Source organism: Stenotrophomonas maltophilia (genome assembly GCF_013464915.1).
In the GTDB taxonomy this organism is placed as follows: domain Bacteria; phylum Pseudomonadota; class Gammaproteobacteria; order Xanthomonadales; family Xanthomonadaceae; genus Stenotrophomonas; species Stenotrophomonas maltophilia_AT.
In genome coordinates this window covers 1-25800 of record NZ_RAVT01000028.1, presented here as the reverse complement: position 1 = coordinate 25800, position 25800 = coordinate 1, and the positions used below count along the sequence as shown (strand labels likewise).

Annotated in this window: 29 protein-coding genes; 23 read left to right on the top strand and 6 right to left on the bottom strand. The window is 64.2% G+C overall.

All coding sequences use genetic code 11. The features are described from left to right. Positions 1-83 precede the first annotated feature (83 nt). The 17 genes from D7T59_RS10520 to D7T59_RS10440 all read left to right on the top strand — a co-directional run bounded on the left by D7T59_RS10520 (position 84) and on the right by D7T59_RS10440 (position 16840). On the top strand, positions 84-530 hold the full coding sequence (locus D7T59_RS10520; protein ID WP_099550992.1) for a hypothetical protein: 447 nt from the start codon (positions 84-86) through the stop codon (positions 528-530). Positions 531-619: 89 nt separating this feature from the next. Further along, on the top strand, positions 620-1666 hold the full coding sequence (locus tag D7T59_RS10515; RefSeq protein ID WP_164135803.1) for a VirB8 family type IV secretion system protein: 1047 nt from the start codon (positions 620-622) through the stop codon (positions 1664-1666). Beyond that, entirely contained in the window at positions 1663-2442 is a 780-nt protein-coding gene (locus D7T59_RS10510; protein WP_164135802.1) for a TrbG/VirB9 family P-type conjugative transfer protein, read from the top strand. The genes D7T59_RS10515 and D7T59_RS10510 overlap by 4 nt, the downstream gene beginning before the upstream one ends. Continuing rightward, the gene (locus D7T59_RS10505; protein WP_180852241.1) at positions 2439-3695 is read left to right on the top strand and encodes a TrbI/VirB10 family protein; all 1257 of its coding nucleotides are present in this window, start codon (positions 2439-2441) and stop codon (positions 3693-3695) included. Before D7T59_RS10510 ends, D7T59_RS10505 begins: the two co-directional genes overlap by 4 nt. A gap of 14 nt (positions 3696-3709) precedes the next feature. Beyond that, on the top strand, positions 3710-4753 hold the full coding sequence (gene virB11, locus D7T59_RS10500) for a P-type DNA transfer ATPase VirB11 (RefSeq protein WP_164135800.1): 1044 nt from the start codon (positions 3710-3712) through the stop codon (positions 4751-4753). Positions 4754-4756: 3 nt separating this feature from the next. Then, on the top strand, positions 4757-5722 hold the full coding sequence (locus D7T59_RS10495) for a lytic transglycosylase domain-containing protein (protein ID WP_180852239.1): 966 nt from the start codon (positions 4757-4759) through the stop codon (positions 5720-5722). A 73-nt stretch (positions 5723-5795) separates the two neighbouring features. Beyond that, positions 5796-6221 carry a TrbC/VirB2 family protein gene (locus D7T59_RS10490; RefSeq protein ID WP_099550997.1) on the top strand — a complete coding sequence of 142 codons (426 nt, stop codon included), beginning with the start codon at positions 5796-5798 and terminating at the stop codon, positions 6219-6221. After that, positions 6214-6522: a VirB3 family type IV secretion system protein gene (locus D7T59_RS10485; RefSeq protein WP_142806261.1), complete on the top strand. Its 309-nt coding sequence runs from the start codon at positions 6214-6216 to the stop codon at positions 6520-6522. The genes D7T59_RS10490 and D7T59_RS10485 overlap by 8 nt, the downstream gene beginning before the upstream one ends. A gap of 84 nt (positions 6523-6606) precedes the next feature. Next, complete coding sequence (locus D7T59_RS10480) at positions 6607-9054, top strand: VirB4 family type IV secretion/conjugal transfer ATPase (RefSeq protein WP_180852237.1); 2448 nt, start codon at positions 6607-6609, stop codon at positions 9052-9054. A 51-nt stretch (positions 9055-9105) separates the two neighbouring features. Further along, positions 9106-9906, top strand: a complete 801-nt coding sequence (locus tag D7T59_RS10475; protein WP_164135797.1) for a hypothetical protein — start codon at positions 9106-9108, stop codon at positions 9904-9906. Between the two features lie 74 nt (positions 9907-9980). Then, entirely contained in the window at positions 9981-11123 is a 1143-nt protein-coding gene (locus D7T59_RS10470; RefSeq protein WP_239506790.1) for a TrbL/VirB6 family protein, read from the top strand. After that, complete coding sequence (locus D7T59_RS10465) at positions 11062-11700, top strand: DUF4189 domain-containing protein (RefSeq protein ID WP_306464205.1); 639 nt, start codon at positions 11062-11064, stop codon at positions 11698-11700. Before D7T59_RS10470 ends, D7T59_RS10465 begins: the two co-directional genes overlap by 62 nt. A 400-nt stretch (positions 11701-12100) precedes the next feature. Continuing rightward, positions 12101-12631, top strand: coding sequence for a DUF4189 domain-containing protein (locus D7T59_RS10460; protein ID WP_125430277.1), 531 nt, complete (start codon positions 12101-12103; stop codon positions 12629-12631). Positions 12632-12997: 366 nt separating this feature from the next. Next, positions 12998-13549 (top strand): DUF4189 domain-containing protein, encoded by a 552-nt coding sequence (locus D7T59_RS10455; RefSeq protein ID WP_258013071.1) that lies wholly within the window; start codon positions 12998-13000, stop codon positions 13547-13549. 317 nt (positions 13550-13866) lie between these two features. Continuing rightward, on the top strand, positions 13867-14403 hold the full coding sequence (locus D7T59_RS10450; RefSeq protein ID WP_010484878.1) for a hypothetical protein: 537 nt from the start codon (positions 13867-13869) through the stop codon (positions 14401-14403). Positions 14404-14460: 57 nt separating this feature from the next. Then, positions 14461-15465, top strand: a complete 1005-nt coding sequence (locus D7T59_RS10445) for an XVIPCD domain-containing protein (protein ID WP_180852235.1) — start codon at positions 14461-14463, stop codon at positions 15463-15465. 97 nt (positions 15466-15562) lie between these two features. Further along, positions 15563-16840, top strand: coding sequence for a hypothetical protein (locus D7T59_RS10440; protein ID WP_180852234.1), 1278 nt, complete (start codon positions 15563-15565; stop codon positions 16838-16840). A gap of 54 nt (positions 16841-16894) precedes the next feature. On the opposite strand, the gene D7T59_RS10435 is transcribed toward D7T59_RS10440, so the two are convergent. The 3 genes from D7T59_RS10435 to D7T59_RS10425 form a co-directional block, all read right to left on the bottom strand. Further along, positions 16895-18220: an XVIPCD domain-containing protein gene (locus D7T59_RS10435; protein WP_180852232.1), complete on the bottom strand. Its 1326-nt coding sequence runs from the start codon at positions 18218-18220 to the stop codon at positions 16895-16897. Then, the gene (locus D7T59_RS10430; protein ID WP_407070862.1) at positions 18217-18804 is read right to left on the bottom strand and encodes a hypothetical protein; all 588 of its coding nucleotides are present in this window, start codon (positions 18802-18804) and stop codon (positions 18217-18219) included. The genes D7T59_RS10435 and D7T59_RS10430 overlap by 4 nt, the downstream gene beginning before the upstream one ends. Positions 18805-18907: 103 nt before the next feature. Then, a complete protein-coding gene (locus D7T59_RS10425; RefSeq protein ID WP_164135792.1) occupies positions 18908-19207 on the bottom strand; it encodes a hypothetical protein in 300 nt (99 codons plus the stop codon). Between the two features lie 363 nt (positions 19208-19570). Between D7T59_RS10425 and D7T59_RS10420 the strand changes: the two genes are divergently transcribed. Then, complete coding sequence (locus tag D7T59_RS10420) at positions 19571-20077, top strand: GNAT family N-acetyltransferase (RefSeq protein WP_180852230.1); 507 nt, start codon at positions 19571-19573, stop codon at positions 20075-20077. Positions 20078-20098: 21 nt separating this feature from the next. Here D7T59_RS10420 and D7T59_RS10415 read toward each other — a convergent pair whose 3' ends face one another. The 3 genes from D7T59_RS10415 to D7T59_RS10405 all read right to left on the bottom strand — a co-directional run bounded on the left by D7T59_RS10415 (position 20099) and on the right by D7T59_RS10405 (position 21637). Beyond that, the gene (locus D7T59_RS10415) at positions 20099-20305 is read right to left on the bottom strand and encodes a hypothetical protein (RefSeq protein ID WP_106549104.1); all 207 of its coding nucleotides are present in this window, start codon (positions 20303-20305) and stop codon (positions 20099-20101) included. Positions 20306-20363: 58 nt separating this feature from the next. Continuing rightward, complete coding sequence (locus D7T59_RS10410) at positions 20364-20801, bottom strand: acetyltransferase (RefSeq protein WP_164135790.1); 438 nt, start codon at positions 20799-20801, stop codon at positions 20364-20366. Between the two features lie 68 nt (positions 20802-20869). Beyond that, complete coding sequence (locus D7T59_RS10405; RefSeq protein WP_180852228.1) at positions 20870-21637, bottom strand: NAD(P)H-dependent oxidoreductase; 768 nt, start codon at positions 21635-21637, stop codon at positions 20870-20872. Positions 21638-21715: 78 nt separating this feature from the next. On the opposite strand from D7T59_RS10405, the gene D7T59_RS10400 reads away from it, so the two are divergent. The 5 genes from D7T59_RS10400 (at position 21716) to D7T59_RS10380 (ending at position 25676) form a co-directional block, all read left to right on the top strand. Continuing rightward, a complete protein-coding gene (locus tag D7T59_RS10400) occupies positions 21716-22075 on the top strand; it encodes a winged helix-turn-helix transcriptional regulator (RefSeq protein WP_180852227.1) in 360 nt (119 codons plus the stop codon). Positions 22076-22150: 75 nt separating this feature from the next. Continuing rightward, the gene (tadA, locus tag D7T59_RS10395) at positions 22151-22675 is read left to right on the top strand and encodes a tRNA adenosine(34) deaminase TadA (RefSeq protein WP_164135787.1); all 525 of its coding nucleotides are present in this window, start codon (positions 22151-22153) and stop codon (positions 22673-22675) included. A gap of 75 nt (positions 22676-22750) precedes the next feature. Next, on the top strand, positions 22751-23323 hold the full coding sequence (gene orn, locus D7T59_RS10390; protein WP_049429668.1) for an oligoribonuclease: 573 nt from the start codon (positions 22751-22753) through the stop codon (positions 23321-23323). Between the two features lie 156 nt (positions 23324-23479). Further along, positions 23480-24352, top strand: coding sequence for an EcsC family protein (locus tag D7T59_RS10385; RefSeq protein WP_014647556.1), 873 nt, complete (start codon positions 23480-23482; stop codon positions 24350-24352). A 208-nt stretch (positions 24353-24560) separates the two neighbouring features. After that, positions 24561-25676, top strand: coding sequence for an alkene reductase (locus D7T59_RS10380; RefSeq protein WP_180852225.1), 1116 nt, complete (start codon positions 24561-24563; stop codon positions 25674-25676). The last annotated feature ends 124 nt before the right edge of the window (positions 25677-25800 follow it).

Below are 25800 nucleotides of genomic sequence, written 5' to 3'. Positions count from 1 at the left end.
ATTCCGGCGTGCGCCATGCAGCGCCGGACGGCCAGGGAACCAACGTTCGAAACTGCTTTTTCGTACGTCAAAGTGAAGCCCGTATGAATCAGGCGTTTATCGCGAAAATGTCCATCGCCGCAGTCGCGGCGCTGATGGTGGCAGGGTGTGCCACCAAGCCCGCCCCCGATTTCGGAGGCCGCTGGAAGCCGGTCAACCGCTTCGCCGCGGCCACAACCGAGATTCCGCTGTACTCCAGTTACGTCTACCAGGCCTCGCCGATGGATGGCACGCTCAAAGCCATGCTCGAGCGTTGGGCCAAGGATTCCGGACGCACGCTGGACTACCGCCTGAGCTCGGATTTCACCCTGTACGGCGCGGTCTCGAACATCGATACCACCAATGCGCAGCAGGCCGTGATCGACCTCACGGCAGCGTATGCGGCGCAGGGTATCTCCGTCTCCATCGTAGGCAACCAGATCGTTGTGCAGAGCGCTGGCTCGACGCCCACCGCGTCGGCGCAGGGCGCTGATTCCAACAGCGGCACCTGAGTCCACCTCGAAACCATCGAACGTGCTGCTCCCCGCGCCTGTCGCAGGGGCTCCACGCCCATTGATGTTTCAGCAGTACGGAAGAATCCATGTTCCGCAAGAAGGATCCCGGCAATAGTCCCAAGGTCGAGCAGTCGGTCGCCAAGGCGGTCAGCTACGAGATCACCGTGGCCGACATGGCGCGTCGCAGCGAACGACGTGCGTGGTGGGTGGCCACCGGCTCATTGCTGATGTCGCTGGCACTGGCTGGCGGCTACTACTACATGCTGCCGCTGAAGGAGAAGGTGCCGTTCCTGGTGATGGCCGATGCCTACACAGGCACGGCCACGGTGGCGCGCCTGAGGGGCACGTTCCAGGGCGAGACGATCACCACCAATGAAGCGGTCAACCGCAGCAATGTCGCCCAGTACGTACTGGCGCGCGAGTCGTACGACTCCGCGGTGATGGGGTTGCGCGACTGGGAGCTGGTGTTCGTCATGTCCAGCGATCCCGTCGGCGCAAGCATGAAGCAGCGCTATGCCGGCAACAATCCGCAGAACCCCTTCGTGATGTACGGACGGGGCAAGGCGATCAGGGTCAAGATCCTCAGCATCACCCCGCTGGGCGCGCAGGCCAACGGCAGCTTCCGCGGCGCGTCCGTGCGCATCCAGCGCAGCCTGCTCGACAAGCGCACGGGGGCATCGACCTATCTGGACAACCAGCTGGTCACCATGCGCTTCCAGTACAACCAGAATCTCGCGCTGTCCGAACAGGACCGGGTGCTCAACCCATTGGCGTTCCAGGTTACCGAGTACCGTGTCGACAACGACTATGCGCGTGGCGTGCCCGTGCCGGATGACGGCGCCATGCAGCAGCAGGCCCAGGATGCTGCGCAGCAGGCCCAACTCGCTGCGCAGCAGGCGCAGGGCATGTACGACCCGAACAATCCGGCCGCCGCCACCATGATCGACCCCGCCACCGGTCAGCCTGTCGCGGTGCCGGCCAATGGACAGATGCAGCCGATGCAGGGTGCGCCCATGCAGGGCCAGCCGGTCCAGGGGCAACCGATGCCGGGGCAGGGCGCGCCGGGGCAGCCGGCAATGATGCCGGCACCGAACCATTCCACCGGAAATGCTGATGGAGCAAGCAACCGATGAGTAGTCGAAAAGTCAGGGGAAGCGCGTGGGCGCTGCTGTCGTTGCTGTCGCTGGTGTTCTCCGGCGCGGCGATGGCACAGGCAGTTGACCACTACGAGTACGAGAAGGACCGCATCTACCCGGTTCGCACCGGCCTGGGCCTCACCACCCAGATCGAGCTGAGCCCGAACGAGAAGATCCTCGACTACAGCACCGGCTTCAGCAGCGGCTGGGAACTGACCCGGCGCGAGAACGTGTTCTACCTCAAGCCGAAGAACGTCGACGTCGACACCAACATGATGGTGCGTACCGAGACCCATTCGTACATTTTCGAGCTGAAGGTCGTTGCCACCGACTGGCGCCAGCTTGAGCAGGCGCGTCGCGCCGGCGTGCAGTACAAGATCGCCTTCGTCTATCCGAATGACACCGTCTTCGGGCCTGCCCAGGCAGCGGTCGAGGAAGAGGCGCAGCCGCTGCTGAGTACCGAGCTGGCCAAGGATCGCCAATACAACTTCAACTACTCCTATTCGACCAGCAAGGCGAAGAAGATGGGGTGGCTGATCCCGGTCAACGCCTACGACGATGGCCGTTTCACCTATCTGAAACTGCCCAACTCGCCCGAGTACAAGACCGGTATCTTCCCGGCCGTGTTCGGCCGCGAGAAGGAGTACGGCGAGGATTTCGTGGTCAACACCACGGTTGAGGGCAATACGCTGATCGTGCACGGGACCTACCCGTACCTGGTCATCCGCCACGGCGACTTCGTCGTCGGCCTGCGAAGGAACGTGAAGAAATGAGCCAGCAGAACACTCCCGACAACGATCCAAATCCGTCTCCGTACGGGCAGGGCCCTGCGGCTCAGGAGCCACCGGCGAACCCCTATTACGGGCATGCGCAGGCCGAGGCGACACCGGACCTGGATGCCAGCGCTCCGCAGCTTCGCTCTGCGGAAGAGCAGCGCTTGAACCGCAAGGCGCTGTTGTTCCTCGGCGGCATCCTGGTGTTGTTGCTGGCCATGGGTTTCCTGCTGCTGCGCAAGGGCAAGGACGACGCTGACGACGCCAAGGCGCCGCCGCAGGTCGCACGTTCGAGCACTCCCGATCTGCCGACCATGGCGCCCTCCGCGATTCGCGAGGCTGCCCGGGAGGCCGCCGAGCCCATTCCGATGCTGCCGCCGCCGCCGCCGCAGGAAACGATGGGCCCGACCTACATTCCGCGTGCCGCACCCGAGCGCGAGATCGAGCGCGGCCCGAGCCTGCTGGATCGCCGCATCGCCGGTAGTGGTGGCGCAGGCGTGGGCACGGGCGAAGCTGGCGGCCAGGCCGCAGCAGGGGACAACGATGATCCCTACATGCAGGCCACGTTGGCTGCGATACAGGCGCAGAGCGGCAACGCTCCGCCGGCCAAGGTGCGCCGCGGGCCTGACGTGGATGATGTGTCCAATGCTTCCTACATCCGGAGCCCCGATGCACTGCTGGTGCGTGGCACCTACCTGCGTTGCGTGCTGGAGACCCGCATCATCACCGATCTTGCAGGTTATACGTCGTGCCTGTTGACCGAGCCGGTCTACTCGATCAACGGCCGCAGCCTGCTGCTGCCGAAGGGTTCCAAGATCTACGGTGCTTACGGCGGCGGTCCCAAGGGCAAGCGCGTGGAAGTGATCTGGGATCGCATCACCACCCCCAATGGCATCGACGTGGCCATGTCCAGCCCGGGCGTGGATCAGCTGGGCGGTGCCGGTCATCCAGGCCAGTACAGCGCGCACTGGGGCAGCCGCATTGCGTCTGCGCTGATGATCAGCCTGATCGCCGATGCCTTCAAGTACGCCGCAGCCGAGCATGGCCCGGAGTCGACGACGGTTTCCAGCAACGGTTTCGCCGTTCGTTCGCCCTATGAAAGCGCCACCGCGCGCACGATGGAGCGTCTGGCCAACGAAGCCCTGACCAGTTCGAACCGCCCGCCGACCGTCACCATCAACCAGGGCACCATCGTGAACGTCTACGTCGCCAAGGACGTTGACTTCACCAACGTGCTCAACCCGCGCCGGTAACCCGAAGAACAACCATGGACGCCGAAGTGTCACCCCTCGCCCTCGTCTCCAGCGATTTCCTGCGCTATCAGTACGAAGTGCTGGGCATCGCCGAGTACATGACATCCCCGGAAGTGACGGAAATCTGCATCAACCGTCCCGGTGAGCTGTACCTGGAAACCCGGGCCGGGTGGCAGCGGGTGGACGTGCCGGGCCTGACCTTCGAGCGGGCCCGGCAGTTCTGCACGGCTGTCGTCAATGAGAGCAACACCGGCCAGCGCATCACCGATGCCGATCCGGTCGTCTCGCTGACCTTCCCGACCGGGCAGCGTGCGCAGTTCGTGATTCCACCGGCCTGTGATGCCGGCAAGGTCTCGATCACGATCCGCCTGCCGTCCAAGCACACCAAGTCGCTCACCCAGTACCACGAGGATGGCTTCTTCAACCAGATCCTGGAACAGGATGGCAGTCTGAGCGAGCAGGATCGCGAGCTGCTGGAGCTGCGTCAGCAGCGCGAGTACGCCGAGTTCTTCCGGCGTGCGGTGATGTACCGCAAGAACATCGTGGTATCCGGTGCGACCGGTAGCGGCAAGACCACCTTCATGAAAGCGCTGGTCAATCATATTCCGGACAACGAACGCCTGGTCACGATCGAGGACGCGCGCGAGCTGTTTCTGACCCAACCCAATGTGGTGCATCTGCTGTACTCCAAGGGTGGGCAGAGCACCAGCAATGTCAGTGCCAAGAGCTGCATGGAAGCCTGCCTGCGCATGAAGCCCGAGCGCATCATCCTGGCCGAGCTGCGCGGTGACGAGGCGTTCTACTTCATCCGCAACTGCGCATCGGGCCACCCGGGTTCGATCACCAGCTGCCATGCAGGCAGTCCGGAGCAGACCTGGGACCAGTTGGCCCTCATGGTGAAGGCATCGACTGAAGGATCCGGTCTGGAATTCAACGTCATCAAGCGACTGCTGATGATGACCATCGACATCGTCGTGCATATCAAGGCGCACGCAGGCTCGCGCTATATCACCGGTATTGATTTCAATCCTGGGCGTGCCCAGGGGCAGGAGGGCTGACCAATGCTGCCAGGACTGGAAATGATGGCGTGCCCGGAAATGGCCGTCTCGATGGACGTGATGCAGCACGTCATCAACGTGGAATCGTCGCGCAACCCCTACGCCATCGGCGTGGTCGGCGGCGCCCTGGTGCGCCAGCCCAAGGCCCTCGACGAGGCGCTGGCCACCGTTCGCATGCTGGAGGAGAAGGGCTACAACTTCTCCATTGGCCTGGCCCAGGTCAATCGCTACAACCTGGCCAAGTATGGTCTGGATTCTTACGAGAAGGCCTTCCAGCAGTGCCCGAACCTGCAGGCGGGCTCCCGCATCCTCGCCGAGTGCTACAACCGCTCGGGCAAGGACTGGGGAAAGTCGTTCAGCTGCTACTACTCGGGCAACTTCGAGACCGGCTTCCGCCACGGTTACGTGCAGAAGGTCTACGACTCCATCCGTCGTGGCCAGCAGGTCGCCTCCAATGGCGTTGCGCCTATCGACGTGGTCAGTCGTGGCGAGCGTCGGGTAGTGAAGGTCGAACATCATCCGCAGACAGTCTCGCCGGCCCAGGCGCGCATCGTCGCCCAGGCCAGTGCGCCGGTGTACGTACCGTCCAATGACCCGGCCCGGGCCTACACCGTCTACCCATCGGCCGGTGCGATGGCCCGCGGCAGCCTGCTGAACATCGCCGACCAGGCGGTATCGCGCGTCGTGCTGGGCTCGGTCGATCGAATGATGCAACCGCAGGCACAGGGCGGAAACGGTATGCCGCAGCAGGCCCCGCAGCAGTATCCGCAGCCCGCTGCGGCACAGGGCAGGTCAACCATGCCGCAGCAGCTTCCCGGGATGGCTGCCGGGTCGGACGCGCCGGTGATGCTGCGCCCCTGGAACGAGCGCAACGCGCCGGCAGCGGACACCCAGAATTTCTACAACGCACCGGCACCACGTGCGCCGGTGCAGCAGATTCCCGCAGGGGATGCGGCCTTCGTGTTCTGACGAAGTCGTGGTGCGACCGGTCCCCCGGCTGGTCGATTCAGTTGTGTTAGTCCATCAACAAGGAAATCAATCCATGAAGCGATTCAATCTCGACCTCGTCCAGGCCCAGCGCACGCTGAAGACCATGCTGATGGCCGTCGCATTCGCAGGTGCCGTGTTCGCTCCCCAGGCCCTGGCCGGCGGCACCGACTTCGGTGGTACCGATGGCAAGGTCTGCGGCTTCTTCTCCAACATCAACGGCCTGCTGAACATGGCCTCGATCGCCGTGGTCACGATTGCCGTGATCTTCGCCGGTTATCAGATCGCGTTTGCCCACAAGCGCATCGGTGACGTGGCCCCGATCCTGATCGGCGGCGTGCTGATCGGTGCGGCAGGCCAGATCGCGCGCATGCTGCTCGGCAAGGAGGCTGGCAACTGCGACAACGTCGGCGGTGGCGGCGACGGCGCCGGCATGGCGTTTGAGATGATCAAGCACGCCGTCCAGTACTACAGTGCATAAGAACGTCCTGTTCCGGGGCTGCACGCGCCCAGCGATGTTCCTGGGCGTTCCCTACCTGCCATTTTTCATGGTGGCCGGTGGGTTGCTGCTGCTGAGCATGTACACGAACTTCTGGTTTCTGCTGACCATTCCGGTGGCGATCTTCATCATGCGGCAGATGGCCAAGCGTGACGAGATGATCTTCCGCCTGCTGGGCCTGCGCCTGATGTTCAAGCTCAAGACGCGCAACGTGCAGGAGCACGATGGCATGTGGGTGTTCAACCCGAATCACTACCGCAGCAAGCCAGCCCCCAGGGATTGAGGGCTGGATCCGGCCACGCGGGCGTTGAGCGCCCGCCTGGCCAACTCCGAATCTTTGTCGGCAGTACCTTTTGGAAGCAGTCGCATGTTCAACCCAGATACCTCCATCAGCGAATTCATCCCCCTGTCGTCGCACGTGGCTCCGAATGTGGTGAAGACCACGGGCGGCGACTACCTGTTGACCTGGCACCTGGAAGGGCTGCCGTTCGTGGGGCGCGAAGAATGGGAGCTTGAGCATCGGCACAATACTTTCAACCGGTTGCTGCAGACGCTGCGTGCGCCGGATTTCGTCAACGTCGCCTTCTGGGTGCATGACATCCGCCGCCGTCGCACCCTGAAGGGAAAGAGCCACTACAAGCAGCGCTTCAACCAGGATGTGTCCGACCAGTACATGGGCATGCTGTCCTCGCAGCGCATCATGCAGAACGAGCTGTACCTGACGATGATCTATCGTCCGGTGGTGGCGGGAAAGCGCTTCGTGGAGAAGTCTGCGAACGTGGAAAAGCTGCGCGCCGAGCAGGAGCAGGCGGTCGAGAAGCTGATGGAGCTGGCCGGCAACGTCGAGGCGGTGATCCGCGACTACGCGCCGTACCGGCTCGGCATGTACGAAGCCAAGAACGGCGTGGTGTTTTCCGAAACGCTGGAGCTGTTCGGCTACCTGATCAACCGCATCGATGAGCCGGTGCCGGTACTGTCGGCGCCAGTGAAAGACTACCTGCCGGTCAGCCGGCACATGTTCTCGGCCAAGACCGGCGATTTCGTGATCAATACGCCCAATGGCGTCAATCATTTCGGCGCAATCCTGAATATCAAGGAATATGCCGAGGGGACCTATCCGGGCATCCTCAATGGTCTGAAGTATCTGGACTACGAGTACGTCATCACCCATTCGTTCAGCCCGATGGGGCGCCAGGACGCCCTGAAGGTGCTGGACCGGACCAAGGGCATGATGATTTCCTCGGGCGACAAGGCGGTCAGCCAGATCGTCGAACTCGACCAGGCGATGGATCATCTGTCGTCAGGAAACTTCGTGCTGGGCGAGTACCACTTCATCATGGCGGTCTACGGCGACAGCCAGGCCAAGCTGTCGCAGAACGTGGCCTCGACCCGTGCCGAGCTGTCCAACGCCGGATTCGTGTCGACCAAGGAAGATCTGGCGGTCACCTCGTCGTTCTATTCGCAGTTGCCGGCCAACTGGCGCTTCCGCACGCGGCTGGCCAACGTCAGCTCGCTGAACTTCCTCGGCCTGTCTCCGCTGCACAACTTCGCCACCGGCAAGCAGCACAACAACCCGTGGGGCGACTGCGTGACCACGCTGCAGACCACCAACGGCCAGCCGTACTACTTCAATTTCCATGCCACCCATCCATCCGAGAATTCGCTGGGTGAGAAGGCGATCGCCAACACCATGGTCATCGGCAAGTCCGGTACCGGCAAGACCGCGCTGATCAACTTCCTGCTCAGCCAGGTACAGAAGTACGAACCGTCGCCGACCATCTTCTTCTTCGACAAGGACCGCGGCGCCGAGATCTTCGTGCGCGCCTGTGGTGGCAACTATCTGGCCCTGGAAAATGGTGCGCCGACCGGCTTCAATCCGTTCCAGTGCGAGAACAACGAATCCAACGTGCAGTTCCTGGCCGACCTGATCAAGGTTCTGGCTGGCAAGCGCGAGTACAGTGCCCGCGAGGAAGAGGACATCTACCGCGCGGTGGAGAGCATGCTCGATACGCCGATGCACCTGCGCAGCATGACCAACTTCCAGAAGAGCCTGCCCAACATGGGTGACGACGGCCTCTATGCGCGCATGCGTCGTTGGACCTCGGGCAATTCGCTGGGTTGGGTCTTCGACAACCCGATCGATACGGTGGATCTGAGCAAGGCCAACATCATCGGCTTCGACTACACCGACATCATCGACAACCCCGAAGTGCGCGTGCCGGTCATCAATTACCTGCTGCACCGCCTTGAGTCGCTGATCGACGGTCGTCCGCTGATCTATGTGATGGACGAATTCTGGAAGATCCTGGACGGTGAGGGTGGCCTGAAGGAATTTGCCAAGAACAAGCAGAAGACCATCCGTAAGCAGAACGGCCTGGGCATCTTCGCCACCCAGAGCCCGGAAGACGCGCTGAAGAGTGACATCTCCGCTGCCCTGATCGAGCAGACCGCCACGCTCGTCCTGCTGCCGAACCCGAACGCCAGCAAGAGCGACTACATGGATGGCCTGAAGTTGACCGAGGCGGAGTTCAAGGTGGTCACGGCACTGGACGAGCGCTCGCGCTGCTTCCTGGTCAAGCAGGGCCATGCCTCCAGTGTCTGCCAGCTCAACCTGCGCGGCATGGACGACATCCTGTCGGTGATCTCGGCCTCGACCGACAACATCGACATCATGCATCGGGTGCTGCAGACGGCTGCAGTCCGCAATCGGATCACCGTGGACGAGCTCACGCCGGAACAGTGGCTGGAGGACTTCTACAAGAACCGAAAGGGCTCCGGTAAAGCCAAGGCCTCTGCCGAAACCGATGCGGCCTGAAAGCCTTGGATCAAACAGCGCTGAATGAAATCCATTCCATTGGAGAAGAACATGAACATGACATCCCGTAATAACAAGCGCCAACGCGGTCTGCGTCAGAAGCGCCTGGCAGCCATCCTGCTGGGGAGCATGGTCATGTTCTCCACGACGTCGGTATCAGCCGGTGGTTACCCTGTTTTCGACCTCAGCAACCTGATGCAGGCGCTGAAGGACGTTGCTCAAGGAAAGGCGCAGATCAAGGCTGATGGGCTGGAGTACGCGGCTCAGGTGACTCGCTGGAAAAAGACGTTCCAGGAATATCAGGACGCGCTGGTCCAGATCCAGGGTCTGATCAACAATTTTGGGTTGCCACCCGGGGCAACGCTCGAGCGTGTTCCAGATGACTACATGGTTGCAGACGTCTGCCGTACTTCGGCAGGCTTCAGTGCAGGAAGCCTGCTGAAGAAGTTCGTCCTCGACACCTCTGGCGACCTGTATGCGCAGCAGCAGCAGCTTTGCGTGAACATCCAGATGATGGAAAACCGCAAGCGCAACGAGACGGTTGAGTTTCTTGAGAAGACCATCCCCAGCATCAATTCGACGCTTGGTGAGATCATGGGTTGGCGTTTTGGCGGGGACGGAAACCTGGCCGGCACGATGTCCGCGGTGAATAGTGACTCCCTGCGTACGGCAAACGACATTGCCAAGCTGCAGCAGGAGTGGGAGGCGCGCATGCGGTCCTACGACGCCTATGAGGAATCAATGAAGGCCAATCAGCGCGTGCTGGCGCGCGTGGCATTGAAGGGCAAGCCGGGCGTCATCTCGCAGCTGGTCAAGACCGCTGCATTGAAAGGTGCTTTGAGCGTCGACTGACGTCACTCGGGGCAGGTGCATAGGCACCCGCTCCATGAGGTTGTCCGGTAGGGATACATCAAGGGATTGCGGAAATGATCAGGTCGATTGCCAATTTTGATTTCAGTGGCGGATTCCAGGATTTGATGGGGCACGTGGCACGTGTCCAGTCGATCGGGGATTTCGTGTTCTTCAAGTTCATCTTCGACTTCCTGCGAAGCAAGATAAACAAGTTTGGCATCGACATGATGGGGGAAATGATGCAGTGGGTCGGCGGCATCGCCCTCACGCTCATGACCCTGTGGGTGCTGGTGCAGGGCTTCCGCATCGTGACCGGCCGCAGCCGGGACTCAATGATGGTACTGGTGACCAATATGGCGCGTGCGGCGTTGATCGTCAGCGCGGCCACCACGATGGGCGCGTTTGGCACCAACCTGCAGAGCTTCCTCACCCACGACGTCAAGGAAGAAATCACGAAGGTCGTGACGGGCTCGAACGAATCGCCCGAGGATCAGATCGACAAGAGCCTGGCATGGATGCAGGTCGCGCTTTCCAGTATCGACGCCATTCAGATCATGAATGACGGGGAGCTGCTGGAGGACAAGAAGCGGGCACTGTTCTTCATCGGGATGGGCACCGCAGGTCCGGCCATCACCGCTGGTGCAATGCTGATGCTTTATGAAATCGCCATGGCGTTGTTCATCGGCTTCGGCCCATTGTTCATCCTCTGCCTGCTGTTCGAGCAGACCAAGCAGCTGTTCCAGCGCTGGCTGTTCTACGGTATCGGCACGATGTTCTCGATGGCCGTACTTGCAGCGATGGTCTCCATCGCGCTGGACATGGTGGTACGTGTAGCGGCCACCTTCTGGACCACGGCGCTGGTGCAGGAGTTCATCCTCAAGGAAAGCATGTCCGACGGCATGACCAGCCAGGCAATGCAGCAGGGGGGCATGGGCCTGATCCTCACCGCGTTGATCCTGACTACACCCCCAATGGCAGCGATGTTCTTCCAGGGTACCCTGGGCACCTTCATGGCATATTCGCAGATAGGCGGTGGTGCCAGTGCCTCGCCGAGTGCTGATGGTCGTCCGCCGGGCATGTCGGCTCCGCCGCCGGCGCCTTCCGCAGACGGCAGTCACGGTCAAACACAGCACAGCGCAACAATGCCGCGGCTCGATGGTAGCCGTGGGGCGCCGGTTCAGACCCCTGGCACACGAGGGAATGCATCCGGTGACTGATGTGGCGTCGCTGGCATCTTTTGAATTCGAGGAGCGTATGGGCTTTTCCGTATTGCACACCGTGGGTCAGCTTGCATTGAGTCTTGTTCTCTTTTTGGGTATTGCCTATCCCCACAATGCAAGCGCGGAAGGCAGATGTCCCCCCGGACAATATCCGATAGGCGATCAGGGTGTGGGCGGCTGTGCACCGATCCCAGGTGCTGGTGGTGCCGCTCGCCAGCCCGAGCCTGCGGGGCAGTGGCATAAGACGTGGGGCGCGATTGCGTCATCCGATGCAACAGCAGACGCAGGTGTTGCAACGGGTCGGCTAAGCAAGGAAAACGCGGAGCAGATGGCCCTGGCAGACTGCGGCAGGCGCGGTGCGTCCGATTGCCGGGTCATTTATTCGTATAGGAACCAGTGCGTTGCGTGGTTGGTTCCCAAGAGCCAGGACGGAGCTTCCCGCGCCGGTCTTGCCAGCGCCAAGAATTCTGCCGAGGCACGGAAGTTTGCCCAGCAGTCGTGCGTCGACACTGGCGGGAAGGCCTGTCAGGTCGTATATGAGGACTGTACGAAGCCGGTCTATGAGTCGTTCTGATCCGGTGGTCGGATTGATGGTCTGGTGGCCAGTGCAACTCACTACGGCATCGAGAAGCTCTGTGCTTCCTGGGGCAGCTCCACTTCTTTTGTTTGCTCTAATATGGGCTGTGGCCAAAGGTCGCCAATCTTCTGGTCGTTACGCGATTGGGGAAAGGATGTAGGCGCCGCAGGGCAAGTAGTTGAGCAGTGTGGTCTGAGTGAGTCGTTTTCAGCTACCACAACCAGCGATCTGACGGTGCCAAGCCCTTCCTTCGTCAAGGCTGATAGCGATTCCCGCCCAGGGAAACTACGGCGTCGTTGCAATCAGCTTATGAGGCTAGCGTTGCGAGAGGTCTGCGCAGAGACCTTTGGATATCGCGTGAAACACGGCAGATGATTTCAAGGACGGTGGAGTGGAAATGAGCAGAGGAAATCTATTTGGAGGTCTGTGGCTTTTCCTTCTGCTATTGGGCATCGCGCCCATCGATTCTGTCGTGGCCGAGGGCCGCTGCCCGCCGGGCCAGTACCCCATCGGTGATCAGGGGGTGGGTGGGTGCGCTCCTATTCCTGGGGCAGGGGGAGGCACCCGTGAGCCGGAACCCGCTGGTCAGTGGCATAAGACGTGGGGCGCCATTGCTTCCTCGCCGAGTACGGCCGAGGCAGGTGTGGCGACAGGAAGGGCGACGAAAGAGGATGCGGAGCGTGTCGCTCTCGAGGGATGCGGCATGCACGCTGCTCGCGATTGCCGAATACTCATCGCGTACCGAAACCAGTGTGCCGCTTGGGTAGTTCCTCAGAGCCAAGGCAATGGGGCGCGTGGTGGCGTTGCGAGCGGTCAAGACTTGAAGGAAGCCATTGTGCAGGCACAAAAGATCTGCGTGGATCCGACTGGAACGCAATGCAAAGTTGCCTACTCAGCGTGTTCTGAACCGGTCTATGAGGCGTTCTAGCGAAAGAGCCCTGACTGCCAGTCCCCGGAGCGTGTTGATTCCCCAAGGCAAAGGCAAGCTTGGAGATGCTGATGTGAAGGTGATATTCGTGCGAAGGGCGTCTATTTGATCGGCAGTAATGTGTTGTGCTGGGGTGCTGTACTCCGATCAAGCCTGCGTTGATTCACAATTTGGCGCGATTGACCTTGAGCGTTCAGCGTGACTACGCAAGCATGGTGCTTGCCGGGCACTCCGGTTGGAATCGCCGAGTTCTCCAATGATCAGGTGCCCGGCCAGCTTGGGCCTGCATTTGCTCTGCGAAGCCTTCCCGATCCGGGAGGCATGTTCGGGCAACGATCGTCCGCTCAGGCAGTCCCGCCTCTCACAATGGGCAGCAAAGAAATGGGTCTCCCCATGCAACGAATCCACCTCGCTTTTCTCCCGTGCCTGCTGATTGCAGGCCTGCTGCCGTTCACCGCGCTTGCCGAAGGCAACTGCCCGCAGGGCATGTATCCCATCGGTGGCCAGGGTGTACAGGGCTGTGCGCCCATTCCGGTGAGCAGCTCAGGCTCTCCGTACAACAACCGCCCCAACTGGTCGCAGACCGTGCGCGGCGTGGCGATGGATGCCCGCGGCGATACCTTCATCAGCAACTCGATGCGATCGCGGGGCAAGGCCAAGCGTGCATCCATGAAGGAGTGCAAGGAGTTCGGGAAGGGCGAATGTACGTTGGCGACCCTGTTCCAGGCGCAATGCGTGGCGGTCGCCCACGCGGGTCTGGGCACTGAAACCACCAGCGTCGCCACCGCCATGTCCGAACAGGGGGCGGTCGTTGTCGCGATGCAGCAATGCAGCGCGAAGGCGGCATGGAAGAAGCTGCCGCAGGGTCAATGCGGGATCGCCAGAACGGCCTGTACGGCGGATCTGTTCATCAGGTAAGGCGCCATTCACGCTAAGCCCCGTTTTCTGTGATCAATTCCGCTTTTCGATTTCCTCGCACTTCGACGCGGCAGAACGCCTCGCGGTAAGCTCCCCGCGCGTCATGAAAATGACGCGCCAGTGCCGCCGAATGCAGGAGTTCTTCCGTCCAATGAGGACGCTGTCAGCCCCTGCATCGGGTGACGCTCGCCATCATCGCGGTCTTGCCGTACGCAAGGCTATGATCCCTGTCCGCGCAGGCGCGGATAAGCCGGAACGCGTTCCGGCTGGGCAGGGAGGCGGGCATCGGCATGACCACATTGAAGGAGTGGGAGGGGATGGAAGACAGGGTTGGCGCACACATGGACGATGCCCTGGCATTCGTTCCGTCCGGTGCGAACCTGCTGGAAGCTGTCAGGGGCGAGCTCAACGGCGATGGCATCGAGTATCAGCTGCTGGTCATCGACCAGCCGACGCCGGAAGGGCTGGTGCCCGGCCAGCACGGACCGAACCGGGTACTGCTGTTGCTGCGCGGTGACGGGCGCGGGCGTTGGCAGCTGGCCGCGCGCAACGACAAGCTGGTGCCGTGTTCCACCCGAGGTGGCCTGGCCGGCGACCCTTTTGCGTATGCAATGGTCGAGGAAGGCACCTTCAGCGTGATCACCAACGGCGGTAGCCGCGAGCGCTGGAGCAGCACCTACCGGTTCCGCTATGCGCCTGCGGACAAGGCCTGCTGGGTGGACGGGGTGAGACGCAAGGTCGTGGATATCGAGACCGAAGCGACCAACATCCGGGATTACTCGGTGGCGGAACTGGGCAGGGTGCGGTTCGAAGACTTCGACCCGTCCAGTGTCGCCGAGGTGTCGCTTCCATGAGCCAAGCTCCAACCGGCGGAAGGGAATCCGCGCTGATGAGGATTCAGGAGTTGCACTGTGTCGACCGATAGAGAGTCGCAGCTGTTGCGGCAGGCGACCAAAGCTGGCATCGACTCCCCGCTTGAACTGGCCAATTTCATGGCCCAGGCAGGGCACGAGTCGCGCGGCTTGAGCCGGCTCAACGAGAGTTTCAACTTCACCCGGGGAATCTCGCAGATCCCGGTGGAGGCTGCGTGGCGCAATGGCAACGCTGTGCTGGAGAGCGCCCGCCAGGAAGCGCTGCGTGGCCGCCCGGAGAACCTGGCCGAGCTGATGTACGGCGGGCGCATGGGCAACGACGCGCCTGGTGACGCGCTGAAGTACCACGGCCGCGGCTATCTGCCGTTGGTCGGCAAGGAGAATTACGAGCGCGCCGGCAAGGCGCTGGATCTGGACCTGGTGAATCACCCGGAACTGGCCGCGCAGCCCGAGCACGCGGGCCGTATTGCTGTATGGCAATGGCAGACACGGGTGCCGGAGGCGGCGCGCCAGGACGTGCGCGAAGCAACGCATGCGCTCAATGGCGCGCTCAATGGCATCGAGGCGCGCCGGCAACGCTTCGAGGTCTGGCAACAGAAGTTGACGCCGGACGTGATGGCACGACTGGATCGTGGCGAAGTCGGTGCGCCGGCGCAGACCGTTGCACGTGACATGTCGCATGCCGGTGAGCCCGGCAATGCGTTGTTCGAGGATGCGCGCAGGCATCTGCAGCAGCTGGGACCGCAGAGTGGGCTGCGCAGTGCGCAGGAACTCGACAATACCGCTGGCGCATTGGCGTTGGGCGCGCAGAAGGCCGGCCTGTCGCGTATCGATCATCTGTTGGCCGGCAGCGATGGCCGCACGCTGTTTGCGGTGCAGGGCGCGCTGGGTGATCCGGCGATGCTGCGTGCGTCCGTAGACCGGGAGCAGGCCGTACAGCAGCCACTGGCGCAGAGTAGTCAGCAGCTGGCGGCCAGTGTTGCGCAGCAGGATCCGACGGCCGCGCTCGCCCGCGAGCAGGAGCAGCGTTCTCGATCCATGTAACACCTGATGCCGGCGGGCAGGGGGCCGCCGGTATTTTTACGTACGACGCGTGGCGCCTTGTGGCGCCGACATGGAAACCCAAACGTAAGGACACTACATGCGAATCGTTCCCTCGAATGCCCGGCACGCTGCTGCCCGCTGCAGTGCATCCGCGCGCCGCCTGCCGCCGCTCTGGCTGCTGTCACTTGGACTTGCCGCAGCGTCGGCACAGGCTCAGGAGACAGCGGCGCCCGTCGTGGAGGCGCCCGCCGCCGCCGAGGCGATCGTTGACGCGCCTGCAGGGGCGGCGCCCGTTGCAGCACCCATGGCGGCCGAAGCCGTTGTCGCGGCGCCGGCTCCCGAAGTACCGGCTGCCGTGACACCTCCTGCGGCACCTGGGGTGGGCGCGCAGCCGGCGCCGGCCGCGGACCTGGTGCCTGCGCCGGTTGCGCCCGTTGCGCCCGCAGTGGCGGCGCCTGTGGCTGCACCGCCTGCCACCGTCGAGCCAACCGTTCCGGCGGTAGCACCCGCACCGCCCGCGTTGGCCATCGTGCCGTTGCCTCCGGAACAGGCCACCGAGCGTGCACTCGGTGCCCGCTGCCCGGTGGATCTGGCCGGGCGACTGGCGACCCAGGGCGACCTGCTGATTGGCGCCTGCCAGGGCACGATGCCGGCGCATCTGGCCGCGCTGCTGGTCGCGCTGCCCGCGCAGGATATCCACCTGCCAAGCGGCTGGCGCGAGCGAGAGGTACAGCAGAAGGCCTGGTTCAAGGCGGTGCCGGGCTACGGCCAGCGCCCTGATTTCATCGTGCGGATGGGCGACATCTGGGTGCGTTCGCTGGAAGGGCGTGACGCAGACAGCACGTTCTACCTGGTGTCGGCGCCGTTCACCTGCAGCGACCGGGTCGCCAACCGCGATGAGTACGGCGCGGAGCCGGTGCGCGTGCCAGCGGGGGATTGCCGCGAGGCCTATGTGGCCCAGCGTGTGTACCAGGTCCGCGGGGATGCGGCGCCGCGGGATGTGACCGCCGATGCAATGCCGACGATGCCGCCGTTGACGGAGGCCGATCGTGCACGCCAGCTGTCGCGCGAAGGCCGGATCAGCCTGGACCACAGCAAGCTGCAGTACGGCCCGGCCATGCGCTGGTTCGTGCAGTACCCGGAGACCGCCCAGAAGGGTGGCCCGCGTGCGTTCAGTGACTGGAACCGCGAGCACCTGGCATTCGTGGTCTGGACCGGAGATCGCTTCGAGCTGCGCGAAAAGGTTTCGCGCAGCCAGTGGCCCTGCGACCCAGTGGCACCGGGGGATCGGGCCTGTGGCGGCTTCCCGGATTCTGGCCCGGATCTGTTTGTGACGGCCGGTACCTCCGCGCCGATGGCTGCCTCCGGTCCCTGAGCCGGAGTGCCGACGTGCAGCGGGAGCCGGAATGACCGGCTCCCGCACAGTCCATCAGGCCTGCATGCTGCGGGTCTGGTTCTGCTGCTGCTCCAGTTGCTGGTCACGCTCAAGTGCATGGCGCTGACCGGCGGCCTGCTGGTCGATGCGCTGGCTGCTCTGCTCCAGCGGCGTGTTCATCGCCATGGCCGTGTCCACTGACACGCGCAGGTGTGCCGGGTCGCCGCCCTGGCCCTGCACCGCGAAGCTTCGCGAGGCATCGGCGTTCATCACGACTTCGTCGATCCGCTTGCCGCCAGCGGCATGCATCTCGGCGGCGAGGCTGCCAGCCAGCTGCGTGCTCATCACGTCCGGCACGCGCCCGACCCGCACGTCCTGCGCATGCACGCCACGGATCGCGTCGTTGAACAATGGGTTGCCCAGGTGGTTGGCATCGTCCATGCGCAGCATGCTGGTGTGATGGCCGTTCTTCTCCGCTTCGCGGCGTGCCGGTTCACCAGGCTGCAGCGGGCCGCGGATGTGGTCGTACAGATCGATGGCGCCGCCCGGGATGCCACGCGCTGCACGGGTAACGCCACGGCGCAGTGATTCCACGTCGTCGCGGTACTCCTCGATCATCTTGGCGTTGTCCTTGGCCAGCTTCTGCGTTTCCGGGTGCTTGAGCACAGAGCCCTGGTCGAGGAAGTTGCCCAGTTTGTGCGCACCGAATGAGCTGCCTGCTGCAATGAGCGGGCTGTCCGGGATCAGGGCGCGCATCGGATGGTTGCTGAAGCCGTTTGCGGCGAGTGTCTTGATCTCATCCGGCTTCGCATAGATGCGGACCTGGCCGAAATGCGGCGACGCGGCGCTGACCGGATCAGAGGCCATGACGTGGTTGATCATGGTGTTGCCGCCTTCCGGGATGCGGTAGCTGAGGCTGACCGCGCCATAGGCATTGAAGGTCTCGCCCTTGACGTTGAAGTGGTGCGAGGTGATCTGGGCCAGGGCGCCGCCGAGGGAGTGGCCGGTGACGGTGACCTGGGGGGCGCGTCCTCCGAATGCGGCGTCCTGCTTGGCGATATCCAGCGCACTGCGGGTCAGTGCGATGGCATCGGGTGCCTGTACGTTGGTCCGCGCCACCACCATGCCGCCATCGGTGAGGATCGCATCACGGGCGATCTGCTCGGTGCCGCGGTGGGCGACGACGATCTCGTTGGTATCGGTGCGCTGGTAGATGGTGCCCTGATAGCCGTTGAGCCGGTTGTCGACGTGCTGCAGTACCTTGTACTCGTGCCCGTTGAGGATGACTTTCTCTTCCTGGCCCGGCGCGCGCCGGCCGACCGCGCGATCCTTGTAGGCGTCATCGGACAGCGCGGCATAGTCCTGGCTGGTGATGGTCATGGGGTGACCTCGCTGGCGCTGAGGCTCATGGTGAACAGCTTGCCCTGCAGTTCGGCGACGTAGTCGGCAGGGTCGGACTTGCCGGTGGCCGGATAGTCGGCTGCAAGCGGCGCGCGCGGATAGGCCGCGTCCGGATAGTAGAGGGTGTGCGCGCTGCCTTCGGTCAGCGGCTTGGCGTCGACGAAGGTCAGGAAGCGGGTCTCGCCTTCGGCGCCGGTGGCCTTCAACATCGCGCCGGCACCGCTGAACTGCCACCGGCAGACGCCGCGGCCGTAGTAGTCCTCATCCAGCATGCGGTCGAGATAGACGGTGCCGCGATACTCGCCGTCGGTAATCTTGCGCAGCTGCACCGGCTCCTGGCTGGTGATGCGTGCCGCGGTGCCGGTGGCCGGTTCGATGTGGCCGCACTGGTCTTCGTTGCTGACATCGTACTGGGCGACGCCCTCGACGACCGCGAAATCGCCGGGGGCGTCCTTCAGGCGCAGCACCAGTTCATAGGCCTTGCGCGGGTTGGGATTGAGCTTGGCGAGGCCGCGCCCACCCTGGGCGACATCGGCTTCAGCAGCGGCACGTTCCTGGTTCATGGCGGTCTCCGGATGGCAAGCGGTCAACAGAAGCAGAGCAAGGCACGGGATCAATGTAGGGCGCAATGTCGGCCTCCTGGAATGAAGGGGGAAGGGCGGTCGGTCATGGCGGGACGTTCCGTTCGGGGGGCGGTGCCACGGCGGGGGCATCGGAGAATCCCTCGCGGTACGAGGGCAGCCGACTACGGTCCTCGCGCGTGGTCAGGGCGTGCCACACATTGCCCAGTCCATTGCGGAGCCAGTGCCGGAAGCCGCCGTGGTAGTAGTTCTCGTCGAGCAGGTTCAGGTGCACGCTGCCGTAGTCCCTGCCGAACAGCCGCAGGCGCAGGGCCGCAGGATCGCGTGCGGGACCGGCAGAGAGCAGCACCGGCGGCTGGCCAGGCGCAGCATCAGCGCGCAGCATGGACCACGGTAGAGAAGGCAGGCCGGCGCAGAGCGCGCCGGCACAGGCCAGGCCGATGCAGAGGCGGTGGCGAGGTGCTAGTGGCAAAGTGCTTCCTGCGTGCCGTTGTGGGGAGGGCGTTCCATGCGAGCCTCGGTTCCTTGATGAGAGGCAACCCGATTATGGGGCGCTGCCATGACGTGATTCCAGCGTTGGAGGCGCTGTAGTGGCAAAAAATTGACGCACCCTGTCAATGCCGATCTTATTCTGTGACATGCGTTGTTGGATTAACTTGGAGATGACAAAGGTGAATCCGCGTTTATCGAGGCGCGGCGCAGCTTGCATCCGGCCCCGCCGTGGGCACCCCTACCGTTGAAGAGCAGCATGACCCTCCGACTCCGCCCCGAATCCCCGGCCGACCACGCCGTCATCCATGCGCTGACCGAGGCCGCGTTCCGCGAGGCCCCGCACAGCAGCCATACCGAGCAGTTCATCGTCGATGCGCTGCGTTCGCGTGGGGAACTGAGCATTTCGCTGGTCGCCGAAGCTCAGGGCCAGGTGGTCGGGCACATTGCGCTGTCGCCGGTCACCATCAGCGATGGAAGCACTGGCTGGTTCGGCCTTGGCCCGATCTCGGTGCTGCCCGCATGGCAGGGGCAGGGCATTGGCGCGGCGCTGATGCGCGCGGCACTCGACGCGCTGCGTGGACTGGGCGCACAGGGTTGCGTGCTGCTGGGCGAGCCGGCGTATTACGGCCGCTTCGGCTTCCGTGCCGAGCCAGGCCTGGTGCTGCCGGGTGTGCCTGCGGAGTACTTCCAGGCGCTCTGCCTGCAGCCTCCGCTGGCGCGGGGCGAGGTGCAGTACTCGCCGGCCTTCGAGGCGACGGCCTGATCCCCGGTGAGCGCGTGCCCGTCAGGGCGCGCGCCAGACGGTGGGTTCGGGTTGTGGCTTTGGAATGCGATAACCGCCGATGTGTTCAAGCAGTTCGTTGGTGCGACGTTGTTCCGCCAGTACCTCACGCAGCAGGCTGCGCACCGCGAAGATGGCAAATGGCACCAGGATCCAGACCAGGCTGATGCCCAGCGCAAACAGGGTCAGCAGGGCTTTTGCACCATCCATGCACGGCGTTCCTTGATCAAAGGCAGCCACGCTAGCACGCGGTTGCGGCCGACAGATGTCAGCCGTTGTGCCGAAGATGGATCAGCGGATACGGACGCCCCTGCGAATCGAGCGGTGAGCGACCGGTTTCGACGAAGCCCATGCGCAGGTAGAAGCCCACCGCCTGCGCGTTCTGTGCGTTGACGTCGGTGCTCAGCTGAGGATGCAGGGACAGCGCGTGCTGCAGCAGTTGGCGACCAACCCCGGTGCCACGCACGTCCGGATCGATGAACAGCGCTTCCATGTGGGTGCCGTCGACCAGCATGAATCCGAGCGGGCGATCCTGTGCATCGACAGCAACGGTCATCGGTGCCTGCGGCAGGAAACCGGCCACTTCGGCATCGATGGCCTGGCGATCTTCAGTGCTGAGGAAGTCGTGGGTGGCGTCGACGGCGCGACGCCAGAGGTCGACGAGGGCGGCGCCTTCGTCGGCGCGCGAGGGGCGCAGGGTGGTCATGGGTTCAACAAGGTGCTTCGGAAGAGTGCGAAGTATGAGGCTTTCCGGCAGCGCCTGCAGGCGAAGGTTTATCCCGCGTCGCGGTGGCGGATGAAGGGGCTGTGCGCAGTGGCTTCCGCGCGCAGCACCACCCCATCCTCGAAGTCATCGCTGTCGTTGAAGGGCACGATCGGCCATTGCCGCCAGCGTGCCAGCCGTTCGCGGTAGTCGCCGGTGGCCGCCGCCAGCGCCGCGCCGTGCGCCTGCACGCGATCCGCTGGCAGGCCGGAACGCACGCCATGCACCACGAACGGTTCCATCACCTCGAAGCCGACGTAGCGCAGGCTGTACATCAACGGCCACAGCAGCAGCCGGGTGTCGCCCTCGCGGCCATCCTCCGCGCATGCGCGAGCCGACGACCCAGTGGTGACGCTCAGCAACGCGCGCTTGCCCTGCATCACGCCGCGCTCGTGGCGTTGCCGGCTGTTGTACATCGGCCCGTAGACCAGCACGCGGTCCAGCCAGCCCTTCAGCATGGCCGGAGCCGCGAACCACCACAGCGGAAACTGCAGGATCAGCAGGTCGGCGGCCCGCAGCAGCTGCAGATGGCGCTGCACCTCGGCGGGCAGCTGGCCCTGCTCGGCGCTGTGTCGCTGTTCGCGTTGGGCATCAAAGTGGTCGGGATGCAGGCGATGCAGATGGTGGTCAGCCGCTTCCAGCGGATCGAAGCCTTCCGCATACAGGTCCACCACGTCCACCTGCAGGTTCTCATGCCGCAGCTGCCCGGCGGCCTGCGCGGCCAGATGTGCATTGAACGAGCGGGGCTCGGGGTGGGCAAGCAGGATCAGGGCGCGCATGGGGCGAGGTGTTGGCGGAGTGTGCGACCATCCTCGCGATGCCGGCGTGCCCCGGCAATTACGCACCTTGAGGTAACCATGGCCTATCCGGGCGATGTCTATGCCGCCGATTGCTCGGCACGCGATGCGCTGGCGCTGATCTCCGGCAAGTGGGTGATGCTGCTGCTGCCCGTATTGGCGCAGGGCCCGCTTCGCAACGGCGCGCTGCTGCGGAAGATCGAAGGGATCTCGCAGAAGGTGCTGACCCAGACCTTGCGGCAGCTGGAGCGCAATGGCCTGGTCGAGCGGTGTGACCGGGGCAGCAAGCCGCTGCATGTGGAGTACCGGTTGACCGAGGTTGCACGCGGCCTGGTCGACACGCTGGCTGCCCTGGATCGATGGGCCGAGCACAACTTTCCGGTGCTGGACGCCGCCCGCGAGCGCTTCGACGCACGTTAGCGGCGCCTGCACGGCCCCGGGCGTACAATGCGGCCCCGGCGGCCATCCTGGCCCAGTTGAAAAGCGAGAACCGCCATGACCGATGTCCTGGGTGTACCGGTGCACGACGCCGATGAACACTGGATGCGCCATGCACTGGCCTTGGCCGAGCGCGCACAGCGTGAGTTCGACGAGATTCCGGTTGGTGCGGTGCTGGTAAGCGCCGAGGGCGAGCTGCTGGGCGAGGGCTGGAACCTCAACATCGCCTCGCACGATCCCAGCGCGCACGCCGAGATCGTGGCCATGCGGGCCGGCGGAAAGCTGCTGGCCAACCATCGCCTGCTGGGCAGCACCCTGTACGTGACCCTGGAGCCGTGCGCGATGTGTGCGATGGCGGTCGTGCATGCACGGGTATCGCGCCTGGTCTACGGCGCCAGTGATCCAAAGACGGGGGCGTGCGGCAGTGTGTTCGACCTGCTCGGTGATGCCCGCCACAACCACCGGGTCGAGATCCACGGCGGGGTGCTGGCCAAGGAAGCCAGCACGCGCCTGACCAATTACTTCCGTGCCAAGCGCGGCAAGCCGCCGCTGCTGCTGGAAGACCACGTCGGCGAGGGCTGAGGGGCGAACGGGTATGATGGGCGCCTCTTTCCTTCACCGGTAGGCCGCGCGCCTGCCCAGCAACGAGGCGACACAATGGCGGACACCGGCGCGGCCAACGAACGACTGATCTGGATCGACCTGGAAATGACCGGGTTGGACACCGATAACGATTCGATCATCGAGATCGCCACCGTGGTTACCGACGCCCAGCTCAATGTGCTGGCCGAAGGTCCGGAGTTCGCCATCCATCATCCGCTGGAAACGCTGGAGGCGATGGACGAGTGGAACCGCAACCAGCATCGTCGTTCGGGCCTGTGGCAGCGCGTGGTGGACAGCACCACTACCCTCGGCCAGGCCGAGGCGCAGACGGTGAACTTCCTGGCACAGTGGATTCCGGCGGGCCTGTCGCCAATGTGCGGCAACTCGATCTGCCAGGACCGCCGCTTCCTGCACCGCCAGATGCCGCGCCTGGAGAAGTACTTCCACTACCGCAACCTGGACGTGTCCACGGTGAAGGAACTGGCCAAGCGCTGGGCGCCGACGGTGGCCGCCGGCGTCGGCAAGAACAGCAACCACACCGCCCTGAGCGATGTGCACGATTCCATCGCCGAGCTGCGCCACTATCGCCAGTTCATGGGCGCGCTGTCGGGCCTGCCGGTTGCCTGAACAACGACGCCGGGCATGGCCCGGCTACCGGGTGACACGCGAACTGGTAGTGCCGGCCGCTGGCCGGCAAGGCGCCGGGGGCGGCTCCCTTTCCAGCGGAAAGGGCCCTGCCCCCCGCGACGAACCGTTCAACTATCCGGCGCTAAGATCAGCGCCATGAACGAGCCCATCCTGCTCCCCCGCGACATCGCCCACGACGCCCGCGACTGGTCCGACCTGCAGCGGGCGGTGGCCCTGCTGGAAGCGCCGACCCTGACCGCGCGCATGGCCAACCTGGTCGGCACGCCGCTGGAGTTCGCGGTGAAGGCGCTGCCCAGCTCGGTCTCCAATCGTATCCATGGCGCTGTGCAGGCGGCGCTGTCCAAGTCCGCACAGGCCGCGCTGTGGAGCATGGACAACACCCCGGGCAAAGGGGCCTCCACCCGTTGGCACAAGCTGGCGGCAGCCACCTCCGGCGCGGTCGGCGGGGCGTTCGGCTTTGCGGCCCTGTTCATCGAACTGCCGGTGTCGACCACCATCATGATGCGCGCGGTGGCCGACGTGGCCCGCAGCGAGGGCTTCGACCTGTCCGAGTTCAGCACCCGCCAGGCGTGCCTGGAGGTGTTCGCGCTGGGTGGCAACTCGCCGCGCGATGACGCCAGCGAGACCGGCTACTACCTGGCCCGCGGCTTCACCACCGACGTGATGCGCCACCTGTCGGCCGAACTGGCCGGGCGTGTGGTGACCGGCCGTGACCTGACCCTGGGCGTGGCGCCGAAGGAAGCTGGCAAGCTGCTGGCGAAGATGGTGGAGAAGGTGGCGGCGCGTTTCGGCGTGGTGGTCACCGAGAAATTCGCCGCGCAGGCGGTGCCGATTGTCGGTGCCGCTGCCGGTGCAACGCTCAATACCATGTTTACCGACTACTACCAGGACATGGCGCGTGGCCACTTCATCGTGCGCCGGCTGGAGCTGAAGTACGGGGAAGATGTGGTGCGCACCTGCTATGACCGTGTGGCGCACGGCGGCGTTCTGATCGAGCCGACGCTGTAACCGGCTTCGGGGTCAGAGCCCTTTGCGTTGCAAAGGGATCCGACCCCGGTTGCGCGCGGGGTCGGATCCCGTTCCGCAGGAAGGGGCTCTGACCCTTGGCCACACCATCCTTGCCTGCCGGGCACAACTGTTTTGCCACAACACGCCTGTTGCCTTTCGCAGGCGGTCCCCATTCTTGCTGGCACTCCCCCCGCAAGAGATGTCCGCCATGTTGTTCACCTCCCACCGTCTGGGCCCGCTGACCCTGCCCAACCGCATCGTGATGCCGCCGATGACCCGCTCGCGTGCGGCTGCCGGCAACGTTGCTACCGCCGAGATGGCGACCTACTACGCGCAGCGTGCCGGTGCCGGCCTGATCGTCAGCGAAGGTACCCAGATCAGTGCACAGGGCCAGGGCTACGCGTGGACGCCGGGCATCCACAGCCCGGAACAGGTGCAGGGCTGGCGCCGGGTGACCGATGCGGTGCACGCCGCCGGCGGCCGCATCTACGCCCAGCTGTGGCATGTGGGCCGGGTCTCGCACGTGGCCCTGCAGCCCGGTGGTGCCGCGCCGGTGTCGTCCTCGGCATTGCTGGCCGAAGGGGTGAAGGTATTTGTCGACCCTGCCGGCGCTGGCCCGGAAGCGGGCGTGGGCGAGATGATCCAGCACTCGATGCCGCGCGCGCTGGCCGAGGACGAGATTCCGGGCATCATCGCCGACTATGCACAGGCCGCCCGCAATGCACTGGCTGCCGGCTTCGATGGCGTCGAGCTGCACGGGGCCAATGGCTACCTGATCAACCAGTTCATCGACTCGCAGGCCAACCAGCGCACCGACGGCTATGGCGGATCGCTGCAGAACCGGCTGCGTTTCCTGCGCGAGGTCGTGCAGGCGGTGACGGCAGTAGCCGGTGGTGACCGCGTCGGTGTGCGTCTGGCGCCGCTGACGACGTTGCAGGGCGCGGTGGACGATACGCCGCAGGCCACCTATCTGGCCGCGGCGCACCTGCTGGGTGAGCTGGGCGTGGGCTACCTGCACATCGCCGAAGCCGATTGGGAGGATGCGCCGTTGATGCCGGTGGCGTTCAAGCAGGCGCTGCGCATGGTCTACCCGGGTACGCTGATCTATGCCGGCAAGTACACCGCCGAGCGTGCCGGGCGCGCGCTGGCCGAAGGTTGGGCCGACCTGATCGGCTTCGGCCGGCCGTTCATCGCCAATCCGGATCTGCCGGAGCGGCTGCGGATGGGCGCTGAATTGAATGCGCCGGATCGCGCGACGTACTTCGGCGGTGGTGCGGTCGGGTTTACCGATTACCCGGTGCTGGAAGAAGGCGTCGCTGCCTGATCCTGGAAGCTGCCGGCCAGCGGCCGGCACTACCGGTGTATGGAGATGGGGTGGCTGCCGGCCAGCGGCCGGCACTACCGATGTATGGAGATGGGGTGGGTGCCGGGCCCCCGCCCGCCCAAAC